This is a genomic window from Paenibacillus sp. FJAT-26967, from assembly GCF_001541095.1.
Taxonomy (GTDB): domain Bacteria; phylum Bacillota; class Bacilli; order Paenibacillales; family NBRC-103111; genus Paenibacillus_F.
On sequence record NZ_LMXH01000006.1, the window covers coordinates 90,561 to 116,600 of the forward strand.

The 26,040-nt window shown below is 50.3% G+C and carries 24 protein-coding genes; 5 read left to right on the plus strand and 19 right to left on the minus strand.

What is annotated here, in order from left to right:
- Window positions 1-44: 44 nt before the first annotated feature.
- Complete coding sequence (locus AR333_RS19620) at window positions 45-596, minus strand: DNA-3-methyladenine glycosylase (protein ID WP_068777074.1); 552 nt, start codon at window positions 594-596, stop codon at window positions 45-47.
- Between the two features lie 263 nt (window positions 597-859).
- On the opposite strand from AR333_RS19620, the gene AR333_RS24375 reads away from it, so the two are divergent.
- Window positions 860-1,180 (plus strand): DUF4183 domain-containing protein, encoded by a 321-nt coding sequence (locus AR333_RS24375; protein WP_253735924.1) that lies wholly within the window; start codon window positions 860-862, stop codon window positions 1,178-1,180.
- A 28-nt stretch (window positions 1,181-1,208) separates the two neighbouring features.
- A complete protein-coding gene (locus tag AR333_RS19625) occupies window positions 1,209-1,637 on the plus strand; it encodes a DUF4183 domain-containing protein (protein ID WP_068777075.1) in 429 nt (142 codons plus the stop codon).
- A gap of 184 nt (window positions 1,638-1,821) precedes the next feature.
- Here AR333_RS19625 and AR333_RS19630 read toward each other — a convergent pair whose 3' ends face one another.
- From AR333_RS19630 to AR333_RS19665, 8 genes are all read right to left on the minus strand, one after another.
- On the minus strand, window positions 1,822-3,315 hold the full coding sequence (locus tag AR333_RS19630; protein ID WP_068777076.1) for an arylsulfatase: 1,494 nt from the start codon (window positions 3,313-3,315) through the stop codon (window positions 1,822-1,824).
- Between the two features lie 255 nt (window positions 3,316-3,570).
- Window positions 3,571-5,538, minus strand: coding sequence for a beta-galactosidase family protein (locus AR333_RS19635; RefSeq protein WP_068777077.1), 1,968 nt, complete (start codon window positions 5,536-5,538; stop codon window positions 3,571-3,573).
- Between the two features lie 9 nt (window positions 5,539-5,547).
- Entirely contained in the window at window positions 5,548-6,384 is an 837-nt protein-coding gene (locus AR333_RS19640; protein ID WP_068777078.1) for a carbohydrate ABC transporter permease, read from the minus strand.
- Between the two features lie 13 nt (window positions 6,385-6,397).
- The gene (locus tag AR333_RS19645; protein ID WP_068777079.1) at window positions 6,398-7,294 is read right to left on the minus strand and encodes a carbohydrate ABC transporter permease; all 897 of its coding nucleotides are present in this window, start codon (window positions 7,292-7,294) and stop codon (window positions 6,398-6,400) included.
- A gap of 72 nt (window positions 7,295-7,366) precedes the next feature.
- Window positions 7,367-8,728 carry a carbohydrate ABC transporter substrate-binding protein gene (locus tag AR333_RS19650; RefSeq protein WP_068777080.1) on the minus strand — a complete coding sequence of 454 codons (1,362 nt, stop codon included), beginning with the start codon at window positions 8,726-8,728 and terminating at the stop codon, window positions 7,367-7,369.
- 179 nt (window positions 8,729-8,907) lie between these two features.
- Window positions 8,908-10,536: a response regulator gene (locus tag AR333_RS19655; RefSeq protein ID WP_068777081.1), complete on the minus strand. Its 1,629-nt coding sequence runs from the start codon at window positions 10,534-10,536 to the stop codon at window positions 8,908-8,910.
- A complete protein-coding gene (locus AR333_RS19660) occupies window positions 10,502-12,322 on the minus strand; it encodes a sensor histidine kinase (protein ID WP_068777082.1) in 1,821 nt (606 codons plus the stop codon). Before AR333_RS19660 ends, AR333_RS19655 begins: the two co-directional genes overlap by 35 nt.
- A gap of 476 nt (window positions 12,323-12,798) precedes the next feature.
- Window positions 12,799-13,269 carry a ferritin-like domain-containing protein gene (locus AR333_RS19665; RefSeq protein ID WP_068777083.1) on the minus strand — a complete coding sequence of 157 codons (471 nt, stop codon included), beginning with the start codon at window positions 13,267-13,269 and terminating at the stop codon, window positions 12,799-12,801.
- Between the two features lie 221 nt (window positions 13,270-13,490).
- Between AR333_RS19665 and AR333_RS25650 the strand changes: the two genes are divergently transcribed.
- Window positions 13,491-13,613 (plus strand): hypothetical protein, encoded by a 123-nt coding sequence (locus AR333_RS25650; RefSeq protein ID WP_301336130.1) that lies wholly within the window; start codon window positions 13,491-13,493, stop codon window positions 13,611-13,613.
- Between the two features lie 18 nt (window positions 13,614-13,631).
- Entirely contained in the window at window positions 13,632-13,928 is a 297-nt protein-coding gene (locus tag AR333_RS19670) for a hypothetical protein (protein WP_068777084.1), read from the plus strand.
- 93 nt (window positions 13,929-14,021) lie between these two features.
- Here the strand turns inward: AR333_RS19670 and AR333_RS19675 are convergent, their stop codons facing one another.
- The 8 genes from AR333_RS19675 to AR333_RS19700 form a co-directional block, all read right to left on the minus strand.
- Window positions 14,022-14,324 carry a hypothetical protein gene (locus tag AR333_RS19675; protein ID WP_068777085.1) on the minus strand — a complete coding sequence of 101 codons (303 nt, stop codon included), beginning with the start codon at window positions 14,322-14,324 and terminating at the stop codon, window positions 14,022-14,024.
- 186 nt (window positions 14,325-14,510) lie between these two features.
- On the minus strand, window positions 14,511-14,645 hold the full coding sequence (locus AR333_RS25655) for a hypothetical protein (protein WP_301336131.1): 135 nt from the start codon (window positions 14,643-14,645) through the stop codon (window positions 14,511-14,513).
- Between the two features lie 74 nt (window positions 14,646-14,719).
- A complete protein-coding gene (locus AR333_RS19680) occupies window positions 14,720-15,316 on the minus strand; it encodes a DedA family protein (protein WP_068777086.1) in 597 nt (198 codons plus the stop codon).
- A gap of 296 nt (window positions 15,317-15,612) precedes the next feature.
- Window positions 15,613-16,092 (minus strand): hypothetical protein, encoded by a 480-nt coding sequence (locus tag AR333_RS19685; RefSeq protein ID WP_068777087.1) that lies wholly within the window; start codon window positions 16,090-16,092, stop codon window positions 15,613-15,615.
- Window positions 16,093-16,381: 289 nt separating this feature from the next.
- Entirely contained in the window at window positions 16,382-16,555 is a 174-nt protein-coding gene (locus AR333_RS25060; protein WP_166542077.1) for a hypothetical protein, read from the minus strand.
- Window positions 16,556-16,827: 272 nt separating this feature from the next.
- Window positions 16,828-17,619, minus strand: a complete 792-nt coding sequence (locus AR333_RS19690; protein ID WP_068777088.1) for a formate/nitrite transporter family protein — start codon at window positions 17,617-17,619, stop codon at window positions 16,828-16,830.
- A gap of 222 nt (window positions 17,620-17,841) precedes the next feature.
- Window positions 17,842-19,830 (minus strand): methyl-accepting chemotaxis protein, encoded by a 1,989-nt coding sequence (locus AR333_RS19695; RefSeq protein ID WP_253735915.1) that lies wholly within the window; start codon window positions 19,828-19,830, stop codon window positions 17,842-17,844.
- Between the two features lie 437 nt (window positions 19,831-20,267).
- A complete protein-coding gene (locus AR333_RS19700) occupies window positions 20,268-20,702 on the minus strand; it encodes a hypothetical protein (RefSeq protein ID WP_068777089.1) in 435 nt (144 codons plus the stop codon).
- A gap of 188 nt (window positions 20,703-20,890) precedes the next feature.
- Between AR333_RS19700 and nfi the strand changes: the two genes are divergently transcribed.
- Complete coding sequence (gene nfi / locus AR333_RS19705) at window positions 20,891-21,565, plus strand: deoxyribonuclease V (RefSeq protein ID WP_068777090.1); 675 nt, start codon at window positions 20,891-20,893, stop codon at window positions 21,563-21,565.
- A gap of 799 nt (window positions 21,566-22,364) precedes the next feature.
- Here the strand turns inward: nfi and AR333_RS19715 are convergent.
- Together AR333_RS19715 and AR333_RS19720 are read right to left on the minus strand one after the other, a co-directional pair.
- Window positions 22,365-22,886, minus strand: coding sequence for a hypothetical protein (locus AR333_RS19715; RefSeq protein WP_068777228.1), 522 nt, complete (start codon window positions 22,884-22,886; stop codon window positions 22,365-22,367).
- 8 nt (window positions 22,887-22,894) lie between these two features.
- Window positions 22,895-25,645, minus strand: coding sequence for a hypothetical protein (locus AR333_RS19720; protein ID WP_068777092.1), 2,751 nt, complete (start codon window positions 25,643-25,645; stop codon window positions 22,895-22,897).
- Between the last annotated feature and the right edge of the window lie 395 nt (window positions 25,646-26,040).

Sequence of the window (26,040 nt, forward strand, 5' to 3'; positions counted from 1 at the left end):
CAGGCATCACTACCTCAGCGGAGTTCGCCTGAAGGAATAAGACATCATTCCGCTACAAACCGCCACGGCAGATCAACAGCTTTGCTGATACCGATTCTCGGCGTGGCCCTAATGATGCCGGTATCCAGCTTGCCTGTCTCCAAAGACAATGCCTTGTCCGGATTCCGGAGCAGATCATGCCCGTTCAGATCCAGACCGATGCCAAGACCTTGAGCCAATTTCCCAGGTCCGCTTAACAAATTACGTTCCGGCACATTGCCCCTGTTAGCACGGATAAGATCCAATCCTTCCAGCGGCCTGGCCCCGCGCAGCAGTACAGCCCCTACTCCGCCGGGTTCATGAGCCACTACGTTGATACACCGGTGTATGCCGTAAATAAGGTAGACATAGAGCATTCCTGCTTCGCCGAACATCAGTTTATTACGCGGCGTTACGGCCCGGCAGGCATGACTGGCAGTGTCTTCCGCTCCTTTGTAAGCTTCCGTTTCTGTAAGAACTACACGGATAAGCCCATTGTCGGTCTCTCTGACCAGTTGACAGCCGATTAATTCCCGGGCAACCACCACCGGATCCCGCTCTAAAAATGCTTTATCCATCGTTCTTCCCCCTTTCGGCAGTATTCCCTTCACATACCTTACCCAAAATTTTACCGACCGCTATAGTAAAAAACGGTAAGACTTCCGGCAGCAGCTCGATTAAACGGCCGCATCCTTCTTTTCACGAAAAAAGCGGTCCAAATGTCCCGTTTACCGACCTCTTCTGCTGTGCATATAGATACATTATAAGCAAGAACCAAAGGAGAGGGCTCAGGATGCGAGCAAAGAAACCCGGCACGAAAAAGCGCCGCCCGCTTCGCGTGATGAAGGCTAAAGCCACTCTGTTTGTTACCTTCTCAGATGGAATCAAACGGTCGTTCCGAAACCGGGACCAAGATCCCTCATACGGAAAAATCCGTATCCCTTCATCCCGCAGCGTATCCTACACGAACTTATTCGTTAATGGGGTTCTGCAGCCCACCAGCGTATACAAGGTTAGCTTGGGGAGGCTTACACTCCTCAGCCGGGAGATTCCCGAGAAAGGCGTTCCGATTATCCTCCAATTCGTTTCAATATTGGGTGCAGACTGCCGCTGCCGTAAGGTTAGAAGACCACGACATTCCCGCTCAAGGTGCATACAGTAAAGTAAACAAGCCAAAGAGGTGATCGCTTATGCCCCCGTCTTTAATCAAGCTCTTCGTTACCGCAAGCAGCGTAGTAGCCGGAACCGTAACCACTGTCACGACAACAACTGTAGATGACAATGTAAGAAGATATCATGCCGTTGTAACGCTTGGAATGATCAATGGCACAGCAGGCACCACAACGATCCCCGATACCAGCTTCCTAGATGATTCGGGTACAGCGGTAGCGGCCGGAGCCCTGCCCGTCCTGCCCGCCGGCGGTTATTACAGTCTCTATATAAACGGTGTTCTGCAAGAAGGCGATCTGTCTGCGCTTTCGACTACCGAACTGGTCATCGTTTCCGCCGCGCTTCTGCCGGGGACCCCAGTCATTATCGAAACCCACGATTACTCCGGCACGACCTCAGCCTCCGCATCTACTCCTGCTTTGACGGTTACCACAACCATGAACACGTAAAAGGGGAGTTGATTGTTGCTGTGCCGAAGTCGAGATGAGACAATCTGAATTTAAAGAAATTTAAAATTTTGAATAAATAAAGGAGCTAAGCGATTTGTATGTGCTTAACTCCTTTGTTTTTTTGCGCGGGCAGGCGCTTTCTTCAGTAAATTGTAATCAAGTGAAGGGCATCCGGCCACCAGACTTACTTTGGGTCTGTCTCTGCATGTGTCTGCCGGCTTACATGACTGAGCACCGTCTGCGGCTTACGGCCCGTGATTAGCCTGCCGTCCATGCTGTAGCCTTCTTCCCTGCCATCCAGTTCCCTGGCAAGACGGTCCCGCCAGTAACCGAGACGCTCCCCGTACCGGGGGTCTCCAGCAAGGTCGGTCAGCTCCTGCGGATCGGACGTAAGATCAAACAGCTGCTCCCTCCCGGACTGGGAGAACCAGATGTATTTCTCCCGGCCGTCCGTCATGTACTGGACGGACAGAGGGCCGGCCTCATGCTCCCCGTGGAGGGCATCGCGCCACGGGACTCTCTCGCCGCGCGCGAGCGGAAGAACGCTGGAGCCGTCTACACTGCGCGGAACGGCCGCGCCTGCGGCATCAAGCAGCGTCGGCATAATGTCGCGCAGCTCGACAACTCCGCCGACCCGGCTGTGAGGCTTAATGCCCGTGAATCCGCCGGGATCGGACACAATCAGCGGCACCTTCGCGCTGCCCTCGTACGGAAACGTCTTGCGGAACAAATGATGATCGCCGAGCAGCTCGCCGTGATCCGAGGTGAATACAATGATTGTGTTGCTGCGCACTCCGTACTCATCCATCGCGCCGAGGAAGCGCCCGATCTGGTGATCGATATGCGTGATGAGCGCATAATAGGCGGCTCTGGCATGCCTGAGGCGTCTGGCGGGCACCTGACCCGTGGAGGTGACCGGATTGAGGCCGCTCCGGTCCGTATCCTCCTGCTCGGCCCAGTCCCCGACAACCGGGTCCGGGATGTCCGCATCGGCATAGAGATCAAGATAAGCCTGCGGGGGATCGAACGGCGGATGCGGCCTTACGAACGACATCCACAGGAAGTAAGGCTTGCGCGGGTCGCGCCTGCGCAGGAAATCAATCGACTGGGTCACGACCCAGTTCGTCGGATGCAGGGCTTCCGGCAGATGCCACGGCCGGGCGACTGTGGAAGCGTTACAGTCCAGCCCCAGATCGGTCAGGTCTGCATCGGCACCGGCTCTCTGGCGCAGCCAAGGCAGATAATCATCGCAGTGGTCCTGCGACTCCACCACAGTATTGCGGTCCTTGAACCGGCTGTGGTGAAGGTAGCCGTCGTGCAGCACGACATTGTGGAACCCGCACAAGTTGCGGGCGGGATACATGTGCATTTTGCCGACGCACTGCGTATGGTAGCCGGCCTTGGCCAGTTCACCGGCTATCGTGTGCTCGTCGTCCAGCGGCACCCCTTCCTGATAGCCGACACGGCCGTGCGAGGTCTGGCTTTTGCCTGTCATGATAGCCGTCCGGGCCGGAATGCAGCTGGGTGTCGCCGTATACGCGCTGGTGAACAGCGCTCCGCTCCGCGCCAGCTGATCCAGGTTAGGGGTCTCCACAACCGGATGACCCAGAATGCTGAGACAATCGGCGCGCATCTGATCCACCGTGATGAATAACAGATTAGGCTGCTGCGTACTCATTATAATCTCCTCCTGATCAAAAAACCGAAGCCGAAGCAGGTAAGCCGGATCTGCTCGTGGCTTCGGTTCTCGTTGGTTTAGTTTCAGTCACACCTGTAGGTAAGACGGGAAGGATGACCCTGCCGCCCAGTCCGGGCTACATGGGCCGATCCCGATTCGCGGTTAATGCTTAGAGACTGCTGACGGCAGCTGCGGATCGGTATATGCCCATGGATGGTCTAACGAACGAACAATAGGCAACATCGCGTATCGCAGTTACTCTCCCGTGAAATTCAGAATGCTCTGATCGACGGCAGCCTCGATGCCGAGATCCGGCTTGTCATCCAGCGTGACCACCGGCCGGCCGGCTGCTGCATGCAGCTCGAAGATCACAAGCTCGTTACGGCCGTTGCGCAGCAGAGGACCGGGCAGGTACAAAGCGTTCTGCGGACCGCGCTTCCAGTAACGGCCCAGATTGAAGCCGTTGATGAACGCTGCGCCCTTGTTCCAGCCATCCAGACGAAGGAATGTGTCGGCCGTTTCCTCGGCTTCAAAATAGCCCCGGTAAAAAGCAGGCCGGTCGGCTGCTCCTTCAATTCCTTCAATTGCTTCTTGCGAGGCGTCCGGTTGAGCCGAAGTTCCCGAATCCCATTCTTCAAGTGGCGAATACTCCAGCCCATCCAGCGACAACAGCGGAAGCGTATAGATGTCCCAGCCGTACTGAAACTGATTATCAATCCGTACACCCTCGGTAATGCCCTTGTGATCCCGCAGCAGCGGACCGTAATTGACACGGCCCATATTCTCGACGAGAATATCCAGGCGCGCTCCGCCTGCCGGGATGCTGATCTTCAGCGGCTTCGCGTCCCATCGCTCAACTACGCCGATATACGTGCCATCCAGGAAAACCTGCGCTCGGTCGCGCACGTCCTGGATGTGCAGTTCTTGTCCGCTGCGCGGTCCTGACACCCTGGCCGAGTACAGGATGTAGCCGTAATTCTGCCCGAGCTTCTCCATCGGTTCCGGGGCTGCACGGCGCACCGGCTGCGACAGCGTGAGCAGCTGGTCCAGCAGGTCGGCCCGTGCCGTCATCCGGACCTCTCCATAACTTCGCGCCGGGACGGATTCCGGCAGCTCGGGGAAGGAAACGGTCCCGCTTCCCGGAGCAGTGCCCGCATCGTCCTTGACTCCTGCTGCATCGGCGCGGATTTCTTCCGCATATGTCTGCCCAACTGCAGATAGGTTGCCTGCCGTCCCTGGGGCATATTTACGGATAACCTCACGGAAAGACTCGAACTTCACGGTAGGATCTCCACGCTCCGTCAGTGCGGCATCATAATCGTAGCTCGTTACCGTCGGCTCGAACGTCTTGATGTGATTCGCTCCGCTGTAGAAGCCGAAATTCGTTCCGCCGTGGAACATATAGAAATTAACGGACGCCCCCATACCGAGCATCTCATCCAGCACTTGAGCCGCATCTTCCGCGTCACGCGTATGGTGGTCCTCCATCCAATGATCGAACCAGCCGTTCCAGTACTCCATACACATAAGCGGTTCATCCGGCCGGTATTCGCGGAACTTCGCGAACGATTCCTGAACGCGGGAACCGAAGTTCACCGTCGCCAGCACTTCCGGTAATGTACCTCCCTGCAGCATTTCATCGGACGGGCCGTCCGAAGTGAACAACAGCACATCCATGCCGCGTGAAATCATGCCTTCCTTAATATGCCGCAGATAGTCCTTGTCATTGCCGTAGCTGCCGTACTCATTCTCGACCTGCATCGCAATGATCGGGCCGCCATTGGTGCAGAGCAGCGGCTTGAACTTAGGCAGCAGCTCGTCGTAATAAGCGTCCACCTTGGCGAGGAAGAGCGGGTCCGAGCAGCGCAGCAACATGTCCGGGTATTTCAGCAGCCATGCCGGAAGTCCGCCGAACTCCCACTCCGCGCAGATATAAGGACTCGGGCGCACGATCACATGAAGCCCCAGTTCGCCGGCAATTTCCACAAACCGGACCACATCGGCTATCCCTGAGAAATCGAACTTCCCTTCCTCCGGCTCGTGAACATTCCATGCGACATAAGTTTCGACGGTATTGCACCCGCCTGCTTGCAGTTTCATCAGCCGGTCGCGCCAGTATTCCGGCACTACCCGGAAATAATGAATGGCCCCGGATATAAGCTGAATAGGCTGTCCATCCAGCACGAATTCTTTTCCTTGAACGCCAAAGTTCACCGTCGTCATCGCCTGCTCTTATCCTTTCAGTCCGCCTACATTGATACCGGCGGTTATTTTGCGCTGCAGCAGCGCGTACAGCACGAGCGTAGGAATCATTACGATAACCAGGCCCGCGAACAGAGCCCCCCAGTCGGTCGCATAGCGCTGAACTTCCATCAGGTATGCGATCCCTAGCGTCAGCGTCCGCTTGCTCTCGGTCGTAATGAACGAAAGTGCCATGATGTATTCATTCCAGTAACTCATGAAGTTGAAGATGGCGACCGTAATCATGCCGGAGCGGGCCATCGGCGCAATAATGCGGAACAGCACACCGAAACGCGAACAGCCGTCAATCATCGCCGCTTCTTCGTATTCTTTGGAGATGCTCTCCAGGAAGCCGGCCATCAGGAAAATCGTAAACGGAATGGTCGTCGCCGAGTAGGCCAGCACAAGACCGAACAAACTGTCGAGCAGGTGCATATCACCCAGCAGTTGGAACAGCGGAACGATTTTGAACGCTACCGGGAAGAACAGCGCAACCAGGTACATTTTTTTCATCCAGCGAAAAGCCTTGAAATCATACCTTGAGATGACATACGCCGCCATGAAGGAGAGTATCATACAAATAGCCATCGAAAGCAGTGTAACCAGGACCGAATTAACAAAATAAGAGCCGATACTCGCTTCCTTGAACGCATTGATATAATTCGTCCATTGAAAACTCTTGGGCATAGACCAAGGATTCTCATAGAATTCATTCGTCGTTTTGAATGAGGTCGTCACCGTCCACAGAAGCGGATATAAGACGATGACACTGTAAATCAACAATATCACCCGTGCGGGCAGATTGGAAAGAAATGATTTGAGCTTCATACAGCCGCCCTCCTTAATATTGGACCGAATCGCGGCTCATCAGTTTATCGCTAATTAACGACAGCGCGACTGTAATTAGCAGCATAAATACCCCGATTGCCATCGCATAACCGAAATTGCCGTTACCGAAAGCCTGGCCGTACAAATAAGTCATCAAGACCTGGGAGGAATTATCCGGCCCCCCTGCAGTCATTACATTCACATAAACAAAGCTTTGGTTAAATACGTTGATCAGGAAGAAAATAACCGTAATCCTCATCACATTCCAAATGAGAGGCAGCGTAATCATACGGAACTGCTTGATGCTGGAGGCGCCTTCCAGATGAGCAACTTCATACAAATCGGGCGGTATGCCCTCGATTGCAGCAATATAAATAATCATGTAATAGCCGATTGCCTGCCACACCATCGGTGCGACAAGAGCCCACATCACCGTCCCTGTCTCACCCAGCCAAGCATGCACAAGACTTTCGAAGCCCAGTGAATTCAGCAGAGCATTCAGAATACCGAAAGTAGGGTGGTAAATAAACGACCATAAGATCGAGATCACGACAAGCGCGAGTACATTCGGGAAGAAAAAGATGGTGCGGTAAAAACCGCTCTCTTTGAGCTTGTTGTTCTTGCGTGTGAGAAGAACGGCAAACAACAGGGAGAGGCCCATGGTTACGGCCGGAACTACAATGAGCAGGAACAGATTATTTTTGAGCGCAACCCAGACAACCCCGTCCTGCATAAGTGTTCGGAAGTTGTCCAGACCGACAAACGTCTGATCCTCCGAAGTGCCGCTCCAGCTATAGAAAGCCATGATAATGGCCCGCAGGAACGGATACAGATCGAATACAGCGAATAGAGCAAGTGCAGGCAAGGTGCAGGCCCACAGAAACAGCATCAGTTTTTTCTTGTCTTTCATTCGTCCACTTCCCACTCCGAGAAAAGATTTCCGATGAAGGCCAGGCCCTCACCGGAGTTCTCTGTTTATTATTTACTTGGCAGCTTTGGCAATGACGTCACGGAGCTTCGCATCGGATTGCTCCAGACGGTCGATCCATTGGTCCACAGTCATCTCTTTGTTCATAACCCGGCCGATTGGCTGGAATACGTCATCCTTGATCTTCACTTCGGTTTTGGGAGTGACCTTCCACTGGAACATGAGCGGTTTAACGTCCTGCTCCAGCACTTTAACGGATTCATACACGGATGCCGGTACGAACTCCTTGGCGATTTCCGCACCGTTCTTCACTGCCATAACCGCACCCGACAGTTTAGCGCTGAGTCTCACGTTCTCTTCTTTATACTGGTATTTCATAAATTCCTTGGCAAGGTCCGGGTTCTTGGCTTTAGCCGGGATAAACAATCCCTCGAAAGAGGTCATTGCGTATCTCTGCTCGCCTTCCTTGAACACGGGAGGAGCCAGGAAGCCGAACTCGAAGCCTTCTTCGCGCGGAGCATCCTTCATCTCGCCTTCAAACCAGTTGCCGTTGGGTACGAAGAGCGCTTTGCCCTTCAGGAATTCCGTCTGCGACTGGGTATGGTTCAGTGCTACGGTACCTTTGAGGAGGTAGCCTTTCTGGGCAATGGCATCGTAGACGGAGAAAGCTTGACGGACACCTTCTTCCTTGTAGGCCCCTTCTTCGTAATTCTCGATTTTCTTGATGAGCTCCGTGCCGCCGGCGGAAGCGACAGCCGGCCACAGCACTCCCTCGTTATATGCAGGATTGATACCCGGATATGTAAAGAGGGCACGGCCGTCCGCTTTCGCTTTCTCGCCGAGCGCCATAAACTCATCCCAAGTCTTCGGGGCTTCCCAGCCCTTCTGTTTGAACAGCGTTTTGTTATACCAAAGGCCCAGGGTAGAGATATAGTTAGGCGCCATATAGATTTTGCCGTCTCCATAAGGCTTGGCATAGTCTAGAATTCCGTCCAGCATCTGATCCTTGAGCGCACCTTCCTGGTCCGGCGCCTTGCCTTCAAAAACATCCGTTACATCCAGGAACGCCTTCTCCGAAATCATGGAGCGGATCGTACCGGACGGCTCACTCAGCGGAGCATAGATGAAATCCGGCGGATTTCCTGCGACGATCTGCGGCTTGATAACATCCATGACCTTAGGATTGGAGGTCAGCTTTACTTTTACGCCGGGATGATCCTTCTCGAAGCTCTTAATGACTTCTTCCCAGTAAGCTTTACCGTATCCGCCCTCGAACACGGCGATGCTCAGTTCTTTGGACGCCTCGCCCTTGACCGCGCCATCTTCGTTCTCATTTCCGGCAGAGCCGCAAGCCGATGCTGCACCGACGAGTAAAGAAAGAACCACAGCATTAGCCATCCATTTTGTCTTGTTCATATCTGACCCCCACTTTTTATATGAATTTAGATTGTGTAATTGCTTACATTCCTAGCATATAAGATCTGGACCTTCGCTCACATGAACGCAATTATCGGAAACATGGACAATTCTTACTTCCAGATAAATTCCATATAAAAGAGAGCGCATGAACGATGCGCCCCCTCCTTGAGAACCTGCTATTCTTGTACCCGCTTGCCGAGCACCCTCCGCTTATATTCGGTGGGATTTATTCCGGCGTGTTTCTTGAACAGGCGGTTGAAGTAGAAAGGATCCTCCACCCCGACCGCCAGCGCTACGCTCTTGACCGTACAATCCGGGTCCTTCAGCAGCTCCTGCGCCTGCTCCATCCTCGTCTGGTGAATGAACTCCACAACGGTCTTACCCGTCTCCTGCTTAAAAAAACGGGACAAATAATTCTCGCTCATGTTGACTTCCGCTGCAATTTGTCCCAGGGTAATCTTCTTATCGAGGTTGCGCCGGATGTAATCGATAACCGCCGTCGTCTCCTTGCGGTAGAGGACATCCTTGAGTACTGCCAGCAAACGTCCCGTCTCTGTGACGGCCCCCGCAAGAGCCTCTTTATACTCAGTGAATGAGGACGCTCCCTGAAGTCGCATCCCGTATTCTTCCAGCGGGGAAATCGTCGTATTCCCCCACCCGATCAGCTGCTTCTCCAGCTCGCTGAGAACAAGCATTCCCCACCGCTTAAGAGGCTCGGGACTCAGACGTTCCTCTTCCGCCCGCTTCAGTACAGGGGCCAGCAGCGATAAGATGGTGCCGGTCTCATTGCGGTCGACCGCCTGCTTCAGCTCCCGGCTGAGGAAGGTGAAGGCTTCGGCTTCGAGTGTCTCCGTGTGTTCGACCTCCCCGATATGAAGAATCGGGCTTCCCCCATAGAACAGCATGTCCATCGCGTGCGCCGTCATCAGGTAAGCCTCCCGGACCTCCTCATACCTGTCAAACTGGCCTCCGACGGTAATGCCTACTTCCAGATTCAGGTACATCTTCAGCACGCTCGCGATATGCCCGGCGAACTGAAGCTGCTTCTCCTTCCCGGTGCAGCCGCCTTCCGAGGACGCGATTACGGCATAGGTGTCCGGACTCAGCTCCGCTACATCCACCGCCGCTCGCTCCCTCGCCGCTTCGCCGACGATATTATGGACCGAGAAGCCCAGCAGCTTCTTGTCCTTGATCTTGCCGCTCTGTAGCGCCTCCTCGTAAGACTCGATGCGCAGGCAGAGCACGAATCCCGGCTGCATCACCGCGGCGATGCCCAGCTTCTCCGCCTGGCGCCGCAGCGCCGCCAGGCTTGTTTCTTCGAGCAGCAGCTCCCGGTAGAACTGGGTGCGCAGCAGATACCGGTTCTCGTTCCACTCGGAACGGATCCGGTACTGCTGCTCCTGCTGCTCGCGGACATCGCGGAGCTGGGCGGACGCCTTCATCAGCAGCTCCAGCAGCTCTTCCGGCTGAAGAGTGACCTTCAGCAGGTAATCCATCGCGCCGAGCTTCATCGCCTCGCGGACCAGCTCGTATTCGCCATAGTTGCTCAGCACGATGAACTTGCCGTCATAGCGGCGTTCCTGGAGGAGCCTCAGCAGCTCCAGGCCGTCCATGCCGGGCATTTTCAAATCCGTAATAAGGATGTCCGGCTGATGATGCCCGATCAGTTCCAGTGCCTGGGCAGCATCCTGGGCCGTTCCGATCAGTTCGAATCCGTTCTCTTCCCAAGGAATGATCGTTTTGAGGGCGATACGGACAATCGCTTCATCATCAACGACCAATACGCTCATCCTTCTCATGCTCATCTTCCACCTCCGTGATGTACGGGAGAGTTAGCGTAACTTCCGTACCTTGACCTACTTCACTGTGAACCTTCAAGCCGTAAGACTCGCCAAAATTAAGTCTGATCCGCTCCGCCACATTCGTAACGCCTATTCCTGCGAATCGGCGGTCCGGGCCTTGTCCGAGCAGCTCGCGGACCGTGCCGGGGTCCATACCCTGCCCGTCATCCCGGATGCGGATCCTAAGCTCGTCCGCGGACTTGCGGCACTCAATCAGGATATGGCCGACAGCCTCCTGCCCTTCCAATCCGTGAATAATGGAATTCTCCACAATCGGCTGAAGCAGGAACTTCAGCATCCGGCATTCATACAGCTCCTCGGGAATATCATATGCCACGGTAAAAGACGTTCCATAACGGACCCGCTGAATAATCACATAGTTCTCAATGTTGCGGATTTCGGTCCACAATGTAACAAGTTCCTTCTTATCGACAATCGTATTACGCAGAAGCTCCGCCAGTGCGCCCAGACCGCGGCTGACACTGTCCGCTTGGCTCAGCATCGCGGTCCACTTCAGCGAATTCAAGGTGTTGAACAAGAAGTGCGGATTGATTTGCGCCTGCAGCATCTGGATCTCGGTCTCCCTCTTCTGCTCCTGCTCATCCTTGACCTGCTGGATTAAACGCCGGATCTGCTTGAGCATCAGGTTGAACATCCGGGACAAATATCCCAGCTCATCCTGGTAATTGTCGTGAATCACCACATCGAAATCACCTTTCATAACCAGCCTCATTTTGCCGACAAGCCGGTTAAGCGGTTGAGAAATACTTCGTGAAATAAGCAGCGCCAGAATGAGACAGCAGATAAACAGGATCAGGCCCACGATCGAAATCACTTTCAGGAATTGATCCGATTCCATATTCAGGTAGGAGAACGGGATCAGACTGACTACATACCAGTCCGTCACCGGATCATAAGTGAAAGCAGCCAGCTTCCGGTTCTCTTCAGGACCGACGGGAAAAGAAGATGTCTCTGTATTTTTAAGGGCACTAAGCTGCACAGCCAGCTCAGGATCTTCAGGCTTTCTACCGACGACGAGATCGGGATTCATGCTGGAAAGCACCGTGCCGTCTGCATCAAGCATGGAGACCGCTGAGCCGGTACCCATATCGGTATCCCGGTATATCTTATAGAAGAAAGCTTCATCCAGAGCAATCATCACATATCCCAGCGGCGTGTCGGGAACGGATTGCGAGTAAATCATACGGCCGAACAGAATGCAGTTCGTTCCCTTGACCGTTCTCGCGTAGGTCCAGATATCTTTGCCGATATCCTGATCGATTTCTTGCATCCATCTGGAGGTATCTTCATCCCGCAGCAGCTCGTAGCCTAGATCATATAGAAGGTCGCCAGATTTTGTATAAATTTTCATCGTTTTGATGTGCTCGATCAGCGTAGATTTATCGCTCAGCAGAGCATTGATATCCATAGCGAGCGACCATTTCGACCATTCGTCAAGGTCCGAATAATTATGCAGCGCCTTCTGCACGAAATTCTGATAGACCACCTGATTGCTCAGCAGATCTACCTTCTGTACCTCTACGCGGATAGTCTGCTGAAGCAGCTTCATGATCTCAGAGGAATAGGTTCCGATTTTAGACTCAATTGCATCCGATGATTGTTTGTAAGAGAAATAGCCGGTTACCGTTAACGGGATCAGAGACAAGAGCAGGAAAGACAAGAGGAGCCGATTGGGAATTTTAGAACCCCTCAGAAGACGGGCAGGCAGCAGCTTTTTCATAAATTTCATAGAGAATCCCCTTACAGTCCGGTCTAGTAGTCCGTATTATTGTTGCTTCTCTAGATACACTTCTTCATAGGCGCATTTATATCCTCTGGTCTAATTATCCAGTCAGGTCTACCTTGCGGCTGGGTAAGCCCGGCATGCGGGATAGATCCGTCCTTATGGGAGCGCTTACGTTTTACCGGTTAATGAATAGAGCGCCCCCTATTCTAACGATATTCAACATGCAGCCAAAAGAACATGAACAGAATTGTCCAATCCCTGCACATTCCTTGCTTTTTCTCCGTTCGAGCATATATGTAATATATTCTTCAATCTGCCGACAACCTGCGCGTATGCGAGGAGAGAAATCCAATTGCCCGGAGACAGACAATCAGTTAGCGGCGGAGTCGGATAACTCTTGGCGTGCAATCGGAAAATTAACTATGCACTGCAATAAAAGAGCAGCTCGATTATAAAAAACGATCTGCTCCTCTCCAGTCTTATTTATTTTTGGCGTATAGATAATTATAATAGGCCGCATGCTTCATCTCATCTGTCATAATTTCGAACATCCAGTTCCTGAATTCAGGTTTAATATTCAAGTAGATGCCTCTGTACTTCTCAAATGCTTTTAACTCACCCATAAGCGCCGTTTCAATCCCTTCTATATAACTCGAAGGCAGCGGCTCCTCTTGATCAGAGACTTGCGGCGGCATTTGGCCGGTTAAATAATAATACATGCTTCTGAACAGCTTCCTGTGCTTTCTCTCATCGTCGCGAATTCCTGCAATAATATCCTTATCCTTCTGCGCAGGTGCGATTTTAATCAGATAATCATAAAAAAGCTCATCATTCCGCTCGCCTTGAACGGATTCCAGAATGAGGGCAATCACCTCTTCTTCCTTGCTTCCTGTTCTCATCCATGCCTGGAATGGTGCAGATGAAGTCGTATAAGGGCTCGCGTAATACATAGGGAACCACCTTTCTTATCAAGAATCTCCAGAAGCTATTCTCCTTTAAAAGCAGTCTATTCCCTAAATGCCTATTACGTGAACGCATGCTTATAATGCCCGAGAGGGATTTAACCATTTTATTCCAAACACGTCATCTTTGCCGGAAGTGTAAATCAGGAACCCTTAGTCCGCTTTATCATATGATGTAGAACACAACTATGAAATCAAGGGTGGGCTATATGAGCGACGATGACGGCAAGTATCTGATCAATTTAATTATCTTGTTTGTAATTGTTTTCGGATTCATTGCGGGGATTGGGACGGATGGCGAAGGCGGTGACAGTGAAACCGTTATAGTTTGATATGGATGGTGACGACCCATGATAAAAAAAGGGAATGGGAATGGGAATGGCAGCGGCAATGGCAATGGTAACGGCAATGGTAAAAAAGGCAAAAAGAAAGCCTCGTCCGCCCAGCTCACCCCCCAGCAAATCGCGGTCGTCGTCGGACTGCTGACGAATGCTCTCGAAGTTCTTTCCGTCTTGATCGACAAAGATCAGAACATTCAAGTTGTCCTGCAGGGCTCCATCCGCAAGAAAACCAAAGCGGACCGGCTTGCCGAGGAGCTTGATGAGGTCAGTGTCGGGGATCTGATCGAAGCATTTATACGAAAATAACTCCGGGTCACTTCAGTCACAAGCTCCGGACCGGACTCGTCCACCCGGGGGACATGCAGACGGGAATGTTTCTGCGCTTCCCGGCGGCCGCCTTCAGAGCATACGAAACCGCTCCAACTGTTCCCGCAGCCCCTCTTTCCGCAAAATTTCTACCTGCTTAGGACCAATCAGGTCAAAATGCGGGAAAGATGAGCGGTTATGAATGTAGCGCGGACTTAAGCCGTTCTGTATACACCACTTGGACAAGCGGTCCAGATCTGCACAGCCGACCTTCGTAACGGTGGTTACACCCGGAAATCTGGGCTCCAGCCAGTAGTGCGTCAAGTAAGCAATTTCTCCCCGGGAGACTGCTTCTTTCCACTGCTGCAGTTCTTCTCTCTTGATGCCGAAAGCCATCTGCTGCTCGTCCTCCTTTTAGATGCGTCATATTTATGAGATTAGTTCATTATAACGCCGAAAAGCCGCCTGACAAAAAAGGCGGCCGCTCTATGTTGCTATACCGGCAAAGAGTGGAAGACGCTGCCGCTTACGAACAAGGGATTCAAAGGAAGGTTCTGCTTGCCGTATGATGGACAACCTCCTTCAGATCCCTCCTCTGTCATCCTGTTTCCTGCGGCCCTTCGCCGATTTCATAATACCCATGACAGCCGCCGATACGAAAATAAGCCAGCTCAGATGGACCCCCACATAATCTACGGTCATATACATTTCATCCATTATAATTCCTCCCGAATTTGTATGATGATTTCATCGTCTACGTTGTCCGTTATCAGCAAAGAAACTATTTTCTGTCATATACCCGACTGAGATTTTCTTATTCCCTTTTTCCAGATCACAAAGACTCCTGAAGCAAGAATCGCAATAATGAGAGCGGATTTTATTTCGGTCATGGCCAGCAGTTCCGTCAACCTTTCACCCCACAGCACGCCAAGCCCGAATACAAGCAGCGTCCACACAAGAGCGCCTGAATATGCGTATATGGCAAATTTCTTATAAGGCTTGCCTGCCGCACCCATAAATACCGGGAGTAAATAACGGACGATCGGGATGAACGTGCTGATACATAGCGCCGCGCTCCCGTACTTGTCCAGCAAGCTTTCAGCCGTTGAATAATAACCGCTGAACCGCTCATTGCGGCGCAGTCTTCTGAGCAAAGGCGGTCCGAAATATTTGCCTAATCCGTATCCGGCCGTCAATGCAATCAGCAGTCCGGACAACGTGCTTATATATACGAGCCACGGATTCAGCAGTCCGCTGTCTCCGGTCATACCTGCAGTCATCACCGTTACTTCGTTCGGTACAGGAATGCCGAAAGGCCCCAGCGCCAAAGCCAGGAAAAAGATGAAATAACCGTACTGGTCCACAAGTTGAAGGATGGTGTCATTCATCGCCCCTCGCCTCCTTATCTATATATGTACCTTTTCAACCCTTATCCTAATCTAAAAATCTTACTATCTCCGGTCGGTAATTCTGAAGAAAATCTTAAGAAACGGAATTTTTGAAATTTATATTCCAGAATCATGCATGAAAGGAAGTAAAATAGTTTGAACGCAAGCTATGAAAAAGAAATACGAATAAGCCAGATCCAGTTCGGACCCGACTTATTTACGTCCCAGCATATCCGCACCTCATGCACCGTAAAGTTCTGGAATATTTCCCTTCACCATGCTGGCCCTTACAGTGGTTAACTTGCAATTTTCTCCGTATCCGGTGCAAGCTTATTCTTCATCCCGAAAGCAAAAGGAATTTTTGTCTCAATGATCTCCACTAACAGCAGCGTACCCATCAGACCGAGCAAAGAGGCACTGATTGCCAGGGGAATGTCCCAAAAATTTGCCGTAACCGTAAAGAACGGAATAAATGAAACAGCCAGAATGGGAGGAGCGTTCCATTTCAGCTTATTAAGCCAAATGATAATGAGTGTGTTAATAAACATGGCAAAAATACCCGGAATCAGATAATAAATAGCGGTTCCGATCACCGAGGCCAGCACAGCACCTAATGAAATCGAGCCAATATCTTTGACCGTGAATTTGCGGGAAATAAACAAGAAACTGAAAGCCCCAAGTGCCGGAAAAAAGAGACTGTGCATAGCCGGAAAATGCTTGGAGACCCCGTATATCAGCATGATATAAAATGCTACACCTATTACTTTAACGTTCATTATAAGTTATATCCTTTTCTCCGAGATGGGTTAATCGCTTAGAAGACTGGAGATTATTCTACGCCTCCGGCTGTGTTCCGTCAAGCAGTGAGGAGAGGGTGCAGAGAAATCTACCGCCCTTGAACCTTTTACCCGGTTAAACGATCGGTAGTTTAAGGATTTACGTATATTAAAAGACGTCCACACCGAAAGTGCGAACGCCTTTTGTACATAAACATATACATAGTTAGTTTTGTCTGGTTAGATTGATTAGTTGGATTAGAGGACAGGCTCTGCATTATCTTCTGCCTTATCTTCTGCCTGAACTCAGTTCATATTCATTCTGGTGGAGCTCCTTAATCATGCTTCGGAGGAAACTGCTTTCCTGCATGCCGAGCCCTTTTTGATTTTCTTTGAGGATCATTTCTCCGATGGTGCGTTTTAGAATCTCACTGCGTCTTCCCAACATTTCAGCATACGTCAAAACGATTCAACTCCCGGTTGTTTTAGTTTCATTTTGCTCTCTTATAAGTATAGGGAAAGATCGCTTTTATGGAAAACGCGCTGATAATGGCTCACTCCAGCTGAGCCGGGGTGAGCCGGGGTGAGGGGAAGTCAGCGGCTGGCGTTCAAAAACATCCTGCCAAATCCTCCGGTATCCTATAGAAAATGGTAATAATAGCTTGTTGGGAGCAATGGCCGTCTAGTTATCGAACATAATCAGGCCTTCTTGCGTCTTCTTGTGAAATATTGTCCTTATGCTTCCTCATGCTCGTCCATGAACGGTTTATTCACATAATGATACATGACGCCCATGAAAATAGACCCGCCGATCAAGTTGCCTAAAGTGACCGGAATCAGATTATGAACAACTCCGCCCCAGGAGATCGTCTTCGGATGGTCGACCACCAGCGCAATTGCAAACGTGCACATATTGGCAATGCTGTGCTCATAACCGGAGATGAAGAAGCAGAAGACGAACAGCATCATCGCGAACAGCTTTGCTCCGTCCCCTTTTAGAGACATGGGAATGAAGAACGCCAGACACACCAGCCAATTACATAGAATTGCCCGGAAGAACAGCTCCATCGAAGGGGCATTCATCTTTTTCTCCGCCACACTGAGCAAGAACGCATTGACCTCATGTTCCCGGAACAAGCCCGTCGCAAGAATAAGCAGCGCGAAAGCCGCCGCCCCGAGAATGTTGCCCCCGTAGCTTGTCAGCCACAAGCGGATGACCTCCGGCCAGCGGAGCCTCTTGCGCAGCGCCGCGAACGTGTAATAGAACGTATTACCCGTGAACAGGTCCCCGCCGCCGTAAGAGATTAGAATAATCGCGGCACCAAAGGTCAGCGCAGCCATCGGATAAGTGAACGGCGAATGTTCCAGATAGAAAAAACTTCCTGTCTTGAAAGCCACAATAACACCAAAACCAATAAACATACTTGCCAGCGCTGAACGGGACAAGTAACGCAGTTTGCTCTGCCTGAAAATCTTCATCTTCTTCATAGCCAGCTTCTCTACCTGCAGCAGCGGCTGTACTTCCATGCTCCGATCTACCACCCTCCCGGCGGACAATCCGCCATTACCTTGTTTTATTTTCCATTATCAAGTAGCTTACAATGATTTGAGCTTTTTTTAAAGGACAGAGATCATTGAATTCAAGGTAACCGCTCTATCAATAAATATTTTTGAACGCGACTGGTATTCATGAACATATAAAAAAGGACTTCCCACATGGGAAAGTCCTACTATCATTCGAGCAGCTCTCTACACTTTAAACTTGCTCAGCTCTTCTTGCAGCTGCTTCATCGTGCTGTCCAGCGAGTGCATCGATTCCTTCATCTCTTCCATTGCACCGAGCTGTTCCTGTGTAGCGGCAGCCACCTTATCCGAATCCTGCGACGTATGCTTGGCAATCCCCTGCATTTCTTCCAGAGACGCCGAGACCTCCTCTGCACCTGCGGACATTTCTTCGGAAGCTGCCGATACTTCTTGGATGTTGGCGGCCACGTGGCGGGATGAGCGGAGAATATGACTGAACTTATCGCGTACTTCCTCGATCAGCTTCAGTCCTTCCTGCACATTCCGGTTGCCGTCAGACATGGCTTCGACGACGCGGTCGGTCTGGCTGCGGATATCGCTGAGCAGATCCGAGATTTTGCCCGCGGAATATTTGGACGCCTCGGCCAGTTTCTTCACCTCTCCGGCCACCACTGCAAATCCGCGTCCGTGCTCACCGGCACGGGCCGCTTCAATAGAAGCGTTCAGTGAGAGCAGGTTGATCTGCCCGGCCAGTTCCGTAATCGTATCAACGATACCGGAGATTTCGCCGGAGCGCTCATGCCACTGCTCCGCTGCATGCAGCGCATTCGAGGTACCGCTGCTGATCTCGCCCATCTGGCGGACGGTATGCTCGACGACTTCCGCTCCTTCTTCCGCTTCGCGTGCCGCTTCAGTAGCCGATTCGGCAACCATCGCGGACGTTTCGGCGATCCGCACGATGCCGCGCGACATCTCGTTCATCGAGATGGCCATCTCTTCCGAAGCGTATGCCTGAGACTGCGCGCCTACCGCAATACCGGCGATAGCCTTGTTCGTCAGGCGGCTGGAGTCTGCCGCGCTGTCGATCCGCTGTCCAAGCTCGCTCCCCAGTTGAAGAACTTCGTTCGAAGATTTCGAGACGCCTTCGATCAGATGCTTCAAATGACCGACAGTCAGATTGAAATCTTGCGAAAGCGTAGCGATTTCATCATTCCCCGCAACCTCGACGGAGTTGGACAGGTTTCCTGCCGCTACGAGTTTTACCGCCTTATTAAGACGAATAATAGGCTGTATGAGCCTTGTGGCGAACAGATAAATCAATCCGCCGGCAATTAGCAGAGTAACAACCGATATTAACACAAGGATAAGCGACAGCCGGTCAACCGGTGCATACAGTTCGGCGGTAGGAGCCGTGATGAAGATCCCCCAATTCAAACCTGTAGGAGCGTAGGAGACGTACTTCATCTCTCCGTCTGATTTGTACTCAGCCGTACCGCTTTCGCCGGCTGTAATTTTACTGAATGCCTGCTGCAGCTCGGGCACGTTGACGTCCTTCAGGTTGGATTTCAGAATCATCTCGTTATCGGGATGCCATAGGAACATACCGCTCTTAGTGACCAGATAAGCGTAACCGCTTTCGCCGAATTTCTCCTCGGACACATACCGCTGAATTTCGTTAATCTGAATCGTTGCACCTGCATAGCCGGTTTGAGTTGAGCCCTTCATGATCGGTACGATCAGGGTCACCACGTTATTCCCCGTCCTTATGGAAACATTGGGCTCGGAAACGACTATTTTGCCGGTCCCTTTGCCCGCTTCCTGGTAATGCGGACGGTCGCTGAGGTCTTTGGATTCCCCTTGGAAACTGATTACTTTTTTGCCGCTCAAATCATGGGAAAAGAAGAATGTCTCAAATTCGGGGTACTGCTCCTGAGCCTGTTGAATCATCTTCAAATCCTGATTATAATTCGAGTCTTTGGAAAGCAGCTTCGTAACGGTCTCCGCAATAGCAATTTTGCTCTCAAAGAACTTATCCAGCTTCATAGCCAGCTGCTTCGACTGCAAGGCGGATTCCTGGTCCAGTGAATTCGTCAACATGGCGGAAGCCGTTAGATAACTTGCCGCATACACGGTACCTAAACTAGTGACAAGAATAAGGCACATAAGCACAATCAATTTCTTTTTCAAACTGTCGAAAATCATTAGACCCTTCATACACCATTCCCTCTCCTGATCCGTTCTGTCATACTATCTGCTTATGGCATAACAAGCGGGCTCTCAGCCGGCTGTCCACGCAGATTGTTGTTTCCGCATTTGTAGGTTTTTCCAAACTTGTCCATTAGGTCCCTTTGTTTATATCGGCTTTTTTCGATACTTCTTTATGCCTAATTTCGACATTTCACGATAAATATTGTAGTTATTTGTTGAATCATGGTGTTTTAGATTAATTCATTCGTGATAAAAATCTAAATCTATACATATAAAAAAACCGTTTCCAGTTTTAACTAAATAATTAGAAACGGCTCTAATTCGCAGGCTAATCTATTTATATCTATTCTTTTATTCCTTTAACATCCTGATAAAAGCGCCAAACCGTTCCGAGATCGCTGCCATCGTCGCCGTCACAGGATCGAAATCTCTGGAACCCTCACTCAACTTAGGTCCCCTTCCACATAATCCAGATTCAACCCGTGAAAAGGAAATCTTGCTGTCCCGCTCAATTTCTTATCGTCCACGCATACAACCTTATCTTTTCGCAAAAGAATCGGCTTATCATTCAGCTCCAAGACACAATCTCCATCCAACCTTGTAAGGAGCCTGCCGGTAAATTCCATCAATTCGAATGCCCACTCCGGATAAGAAACGATGATGTCGATGTACCCGTTATATTTTAACTCCACTCCGTAATCTTCGCTTGCAAACACCACACCATGTCCACCCTCTTGAAAAAACAGTGTAAAACCGTTCGTTGATACGGTGAACTCATCTTCAGAATCTGTGAACCCGGCATCCTCCAGGAGTCTTAGAATTGTTTCTTTAAATTCACTCCATTCAGAGCAGCCTCCGAAATAAAAAGAACCAAACATTTTCCGCCCCCCTGAAAACAGCTGTCCGCTTCATTCATGTGCTCTTCCCCCGTCTTCCGACCCTTGCAGCGAGCCCGCATGAATAATTCCCATCATATAATGAAAAGTTTAACATTTTGCCCTTCGCAAATAGGGTTATATAATCCTAATAAAGACTCGTATTCTGGCATGCAGGAGGCTCCGCCGCTGTGAAACCCGTCATCCAGCATTCCTGGAACTTAACGGAAACCGAAGCAACCGCACTTCAAAAGCAATTAGCTTTGCAAGTTACCCTACACGATCAATTAAACCCTATTCATTATATCGCCGGAGTTGATGTCGCTTATAGCGAGCTTTCAAACAAACTCATTGCAGCTGTTGTTATTCTAGAAGCAGTCTCCCTTCATGTAATCGAGACCGTCGTAATGGAAGATATGACTCAGTTCTCCTATATTCCAGGCCTGTTTTCATTCCGCGAACTGCCTCCTGTAGTCCAAGCCTTCGAGAAGCTCGGGAGCTTGCCTGAATTGGTCGTCTGTGACGCTCAAGGAATTGCTCATCCCAGACGATTTGGATTAGCCAGCCACTTGGGCGTTTTATTCGATATCCCTGCCATTGGCTGCGGGAAAACCAGATTGATCGGCGAGTATTCGGAGCCCGGTCTTACGAGAGGATCGTATTCTCCTCTGCAAGCGGGTGAGCAGATAGTAGGCGCAGCTCTAAGAACACAGGATAACGTCAAGCCTATCTATGTATCTATCGGTCATAGAATCTCGCTGCCCACAGCCCAAGAATGGATATTGAACCTATGTCCGCAATATCGGCTGCCCGAAACAACGCGGCAAGCGGATCAGCTGGTGAGAAGAGCCTTGGCTCAAATTTGAACAAAATACAGCCCTTTGCTTCTCGTACGTTCAAGGCCTATGTTCAAGATCGCATATGTTCTACTTTATCTATTCTCAAATCTTTTCATATAATCCTCACACATGCTCCGTGCAGCCGGGCCAAATGGGGGCAGGATCTGTTCGATCCGCCGCATAATGATTCCCCCCCCCCCCGATAGGACTCGATCCCATTGGAATCAACCATCCCTCACCAGTGCGCGGTGCCTTTGGGCTGCTCTTGGTCAATCGCCAAGTGCAGCTTCACAAGCTCGCGTTGGGAGTCCAGCACTTTGCCCTGAAACGAAATTCCGGACTGCTTTCGAAGACTTGTATTTCATCGGTAGAGGAAGCTTCGAGTACCGCCGCCCCGCTTCCTGTGCTGGTTGCTGTTTCTTCAACTCTTCTGCAACTAACCTGTTCACGTTTGCCATTCTATTCGTTCTCCATTGATTTTAGGCATGCCAAAAAGCTCATTCCTACTCATGATTCAAGTGGGAAAGAGCTTTTGAAAGTTTATCAAGTGTTTGAATCAGTTAGGTGTTTGGTTGTTGTAAAATTTCAACTAAAACTATGTAAACCTAGGATTTGTGTAACTCTTTATTCTTAATAGCCACTCTTCCAGAGCCAATATACTCTTTAAAAAACTGAAGTCAAATAGTTTCGCTATAAACGCTATCTGTAATACTTGATACACCTATCTTGGAAGGGGATTCTATCATCAAGCAGCAATTCTTCTTGCAGTAATTTTTTCATTATGAACTACTTCAATTGTAATTTTAGGAACCCATAATTTCGATTGTTACAGAATTTTAGATAATTTTATACCATCAAACTCATCCCCCCATCCTTCGTCTTCCTTTATAGAAGATTTCAAGAATGGTTCAATATCAGGTAATGGAAATCCGTTATTCATCATATGACAGATAAGTGTTTCTAATGAATCCAGACTTCTTTTTCCATATCCACTAATATTAGTATAAGCATGACTAACTCCAAGTTCATGAATATCTCGCAGTAAGGTATGTATTGATTCGTCAATATTTTGATATAGATTATATAAACATAGGTATTCATCTTCACTTATCCGCTCAAAATCTTCATCATATGTTTTAGTTTCCATTAAATTTTCAGGAATTAATTCAGCTGTTGCTGAGTTACAGTCTTCTAAGTTATTTGAACTTGTGAACTCCCATAGATATCTCAAAACAATTTTCCAGTCATCTGAATTGTATTTTAATGATATTAGTGCATTCTCAAAACAACTAATCCCATATGCAACTCTACCTCTGAATGAAATTAGTTTAAATCTATCCATATTCATATTCAATTTCACTCTCCTCCTTTATACCATCCAGTCAGTGCATCCGCTACATTTCCTTTAAAGGTAAAGGAACAATTTTTACAGGCTTCTTTTGCTTTTCCAAACGCACTCGGAGTCGTCTCAACAGTGTATAAGTACAAATCACTTATTTTAGCACCTTGATTTAAAGCTTGATTAACTCCATCTACCTCTGCACAATTCCCCAAAGCGTATTTATTCAAAGAGTTTTCTGGTAGTAACCCTGCCTGGTCTTTCCCACCAAATAATATTGGGTGTTTAGCATCACCACTCAATTGTACACCTTTATTCATTCCGTAATAGTATTTATCTGTTCTCAAGTCATAAACTACGGCAGCTGTATTAAAGTTATCCAATTTTCTTTTTGATGGTGCTAGTTTTTTCTGCATGTTTGACCACTCAGTAACAGCATTAAGTAACTCCTCATCAGAAGGTAACTTTGGTTTAGCATCGCCCGTCCCCTCAGACTCCCCTTTGCTCTTAACTCTCTTCGCCGCGTTCTCTTCCATTCCCTTTATGTAATTTTCTTGAGTAGGTGTTTTCTTTAACTCTCCTACATCATCAGTTGGATTGGACATCCTCACATGATCAGGTCCATTTGCCAGAGCTAATTTCTCTTGTCTGAGAGCATTACTCAACTCATCTAAGTTCTGTTTAGCTTCCTGCGTGTATGTTTTTCCTAGTTTGCTTCCCTCTCCTGCTAACCTGCCTATCTTAGTTTGAAGGTTCTTTCCTACTGACAGGGCCCCATCTTTAAGGAATTTAGCTACCGGAGCAGCAGCGGCAAAAATACCACCGAATAATACACCATCTTTAAACGCACTCATGCCTCCACTTAAAGTACCCGTCCGCCCTTCTATAAGTTCGGATACGGCATAACCTGTATAACTATCTACCCCACCAACAAACATCATGCCGCCAAGTTTTTGCGCTAATTGACTGGTTGTCTGTGGCAATAGTGAGCTTGTTGTTGCGCCCATACCAAATGGTCCGAATATGGCTCCGCACAAAGCTCCTATTGTTCCTCCTTTAACCGCATTATACAGATACTCTTCAAAACTGCTCTTCGTTCCATTCATCTTATCCGAAATTGCGGTTGCAGCTACTGCTCCAGTTGCGCCAATAGCGGCCCCCATAAGTGCCCCGCCTAGAATGGCCCCGCCAACCCCGGCCGTTCCTACAACCAGAACCACTACGGCCACGACAGCAACTACCGCTACTGCTGCCGCAATCAGTTTCCCCCAGCTAAACTTCTTTTTTTCCTTCGGCGGATCGGGCGGAGGCGGAGGCGTACCCACAGCCGGCTCATCTTGGTAAGGCGCATACGCTGTCCGGTCCGATCCTTCCTTAAGCACATTCTCGCTGAGAAAGTGGTACTCCCCCTCGATCGCGAAGCCGCTCTGCGCCGTCAGCTTCTTCACCATCAGCTGGCTGGTCGCCTGGATCACAATCCGCTTGGGCGTATACAGCGAGATGTCCTCGCCTGCCTTCATCGTCAGCTTCTTGTGGCTGGTGATCGTGACGCCCGTGGCGTCGTCGAAGCTCAGCTTCAGCGGTTCTTTGCAGCCGCTGACCACATTAACCGCCGTAGGCGTCAGCTCGACCTCGCTCCCGTGCTCCGTGCCGAAGTAGCGGTTGCTCGGGTTGCCCGTCTTCGCGCAGCTGTCGCCGTTGGTGCGCACGCACTCCAGCACCTTGGCGCTGCTGCCGCTGTCGTCCGGCACATACAGACTCGCGTCTGTGCCGACTTTGGGCATGCAGTACATGGCGCTGCCCGTCGCGGGCGCAAACGGAAACCAGTGCGCGGTGCTTTTGGGCTGCTCTGGGTCAATCGCCAAGTGCAGCTTCACAAGCTCGCCTTTGGAGTCCAGCACTTTGCCCTGAAGCGAGATTCCGGTCAGCTTGTCGTTATGCAGCGCAGGCTGGTACATCCCCTCCAGCCGGGAGAGGCGGTACGTATACTTGAGCTGCCCCGCTTCCATCCGGGCGGACATTTCGCTGACCCGCATCGCTTTGTCCCGGAATTTCAGCTCGTCCCCCAGCGCATAGCGGTGGCCGCTTTCGAATTCGTATCCGAAGAAATCCGTATCATGCAGACCTGCGCTGCTGCCCCCTGCTTTTTGATAAGCATACAAGTCTTTAAAAGCGGTGTAGGACGTATCGGCAGGCAGCGTACTGCTGGCGCACTGAGGCACGCCGAAGCAGATCTTGGGCTCGCTGTGCCACAAATGGCTAAGAAGCACGGCGTTGAACCTGCTCGCCAGCCGTTTCAGCAGCTCCCAGTCCGTCTCATCATACTGGATCACGGGTGCGCCGATGGACTCCCCTGCCCCGACACTGAACAGAACATCCTGACCGGGATACTCCTTCAGAATCTGCTCAACCAGCGCCGGATAATCCATACGGATCTGCTGAAACGAACGCTTTTTCCGGGTAATATCCAGCAGGTAGCTGCCCGTCATCGCTTCGATCTCCAGGCTATAGACGCCACTAGCATTCGTGGTCCCAATTCCTGTAATCCAGCCCTTGAAGATCGGTTTGTCCCCATCCCCGCTGCTTTCTAAGACTTGTATTTCATCGGTAGAGGAAGCTTCGAGTACCGCGCCGATATGGTCCGCATCGTCTACAATCCCGCGCAGAACCATCCGCCCATGCTCACCCGGCTTCCATGTGATCTCCATGTGTTCGGTCCGCTTCATCCGGTAGGGAGATATTACTCGTATCTGGTCGTAACCTATCATACCCCGTCAGCCTCCGCTCGGATTATTGATCCTGCTGTCCGCCTCTAGTTGTGAGTATTCTTGCCTTTTTCATAAAAACCGGCTAAAAACCTCAACCATAGGTTCATCACCGGTCCGTACTTGGGTAACGTATGTATGTAGCAGTTCCAGTTGGCCGCTTGTAGGTCACCGGCAAATTCACACCATCATTAAAGTCAGTTAGAAGCTTAATGACCTGCCGGCTCTATCGGTCCGGTGGTTTCCGCTTGCTTTCGTTTGTTCTTGCGGTATTTGTGATACGCGAATGTCCCTGTAATTCCCTGTCCCAAATAATAGAGGAAAAAGAAAGTCATGATTATACCAAAGGTGTTTACGTCATTCGTGGAAGCTATAAGGATTAACTTCGATACCAGATA

What these genes read in the sequence shown, in the direction of transcription:
- AR333_RS19620 (WP_068777074.1), bottom strand. Translation starts at nt 596, where the DNA reads ATGGATAAAGCATTTTTAGAGCGGGATCCGGTGGTGGTTGCCCGGGAA.
- AR333_RS24375 (WP_253735924.1), top strand. Translation starts at nt 860, where the DNA reads ATGAAGGCTAAAGCCACTCTGTTTGTTACCTTCTCAGATGGAATCAAA.
- AR333_RS19625 (WP_068777075.1), top strand. Translation starts at nt 1,209, where the DNA reads ATGCCCCCGTCTTTAATCAAGCTCTTCGTTACCGCAAGCAGCGTAGTA.
- AR333_RS19630 (WP_068777076.1), bottom strand. Translation starts at nt 3,315, where the DNA reads ATGAGTACGCAGCAGCCTAATCTGTTATTCATCACGGTGGATCAGATG.
- AR333_RS19635 (WP_068777077.1), bottom strand. Translation starts at nt 5,538, where the DNA reads ATGACGACGGTGAACTTTGGCGTTCAAGGAAAAGAATTCGTGCTGGAT.
- AR333_RS19640 (WP_068777078.1), bottom strand. Translation starts at nt 6,384, where the DNA reads ATGAAGCTCAAATCATTTCTTTCCAATCTGCCCGCACGGGTGATATTG.
- AR333_RS19645 (WP_068777079.1), bottom strand. Translation starts at nt 7,294, where the DNA reads ATGAAAGACAAGAAAAAACTGATGCTGTTTCTGTGGGCCTGCACCTTG.
- AR333_RS19650 (WP_068777080.1), bottom strand. Translation starts at nt 8,728, where the DNA reads ATGAACAAGACAAAATGGATGGCTAATGCTGTGGTTCTTTCTTTACTC.
- AR333_RS19655 (WP_068777081.1), bottom strand. Translation starts at nt 10,536, where the DNA reads ATGAGCATGAGAAGGATGAGCGTATTGGTCGTTGATGATGAAGCGATT.
- AR333_RS19660 (WP_068777082.1), bottom strand. Translation starts at nt 12,322, where the DNA reads ATGAAATTTATGAAAAAGCTGCTGCCTGCCCGTCTTCTGAGGGGTTCT.
- AR333_RS19665 (WP_068777083.1), bottom strand. Translation starts at nt 13,269, where the DNA reads ATGTATTACGCGAGCCCTTATACGACTTCATCTGCACCATTCCAGGCA.
- AR333_RS25650 (WP_301336130.1), top strand. Translation starts at nt 13,491, where the DNA reads ATGAGCGACGATGACGGCAAGTATCTGATCAATTTAATTATCTTGTTT.
- AR333_RS19670 (WP_068777084.1), top strand. Translation starts at nt 13,632, where the DNA reads ATGATAAAAAAAGGGAATGGGAATGGGAATGGCAGCGGCAATGGCAAT.
- AR333_RS19675 (WP_068777085.1), bottom strand. Translation starts at nt 14,324, where the DNA reads ATGGCTTTCGGCATCAAGAGAGAAGAACTGCAGCAGTGGAAAGAAGCA.
- AR333_RS25655 (WP_301336131.1), bottom strand. Translation starts at nt 14,645, where the DNA reads ATGGATGAAATGTATATGACCGTAGATTATGTGGGGGTCCATCTGAGC.
- AR333_RS19680 (WP_068777086.1), bottom strand. Translation starts at nt 15,316, where the DNA reads ATGAATGACACCATCCTTCAACTTGTGGACCAGTACGGTTATTTCATC.
- AR333_RS19685 (WP_068777087.1), bottom strand. Translation starts at nt 16,092, where the DNA reads ATGAACGTTAAAGTAATAGGTGTAGCATTTTATATCATGCTGATATAC.
- AR333_RS19690 (WP_068777088.1), bottom strand. Translation starts at nt 17,619, where the DNA reads ATGGAAGTACAGCCGCTGCTGCAGGTAGAGAAGCTGGCTATGAAGAAG.
- AR333_RS19695 (WP_253735915.1), bottom strand. Translation starts at nt 19,830, where the DNA reads ATGAAGGGTCTAATGATTTTCGACAGTTTGAAAAAGAAATTGATTGTG.
- AR333_RS19700 (WP_068777089.1), bottom strand. Translation starts at nt 20,702, where the DNA reads ATGTTTGGTTCTTTTTATTTCGGAGGCTGCTCTGAATGGAGTGAATTT.
- AR333_RS19715 (WP_068777228.1), bottom strand. Translation starts at nt 22,886, where the DNA reads ATGAATATGGATAGATTTAAACTAATTTCATTCAGAGGTAGAGTTGCA.
- AR333_RS19720 (WP_068777092.1), bottom strand. Translation starts at nt 25,645, where the DNA reads ATGATAGGTTACGACCAGATACGAGTAATATCTCCCTACCGGATGAAG.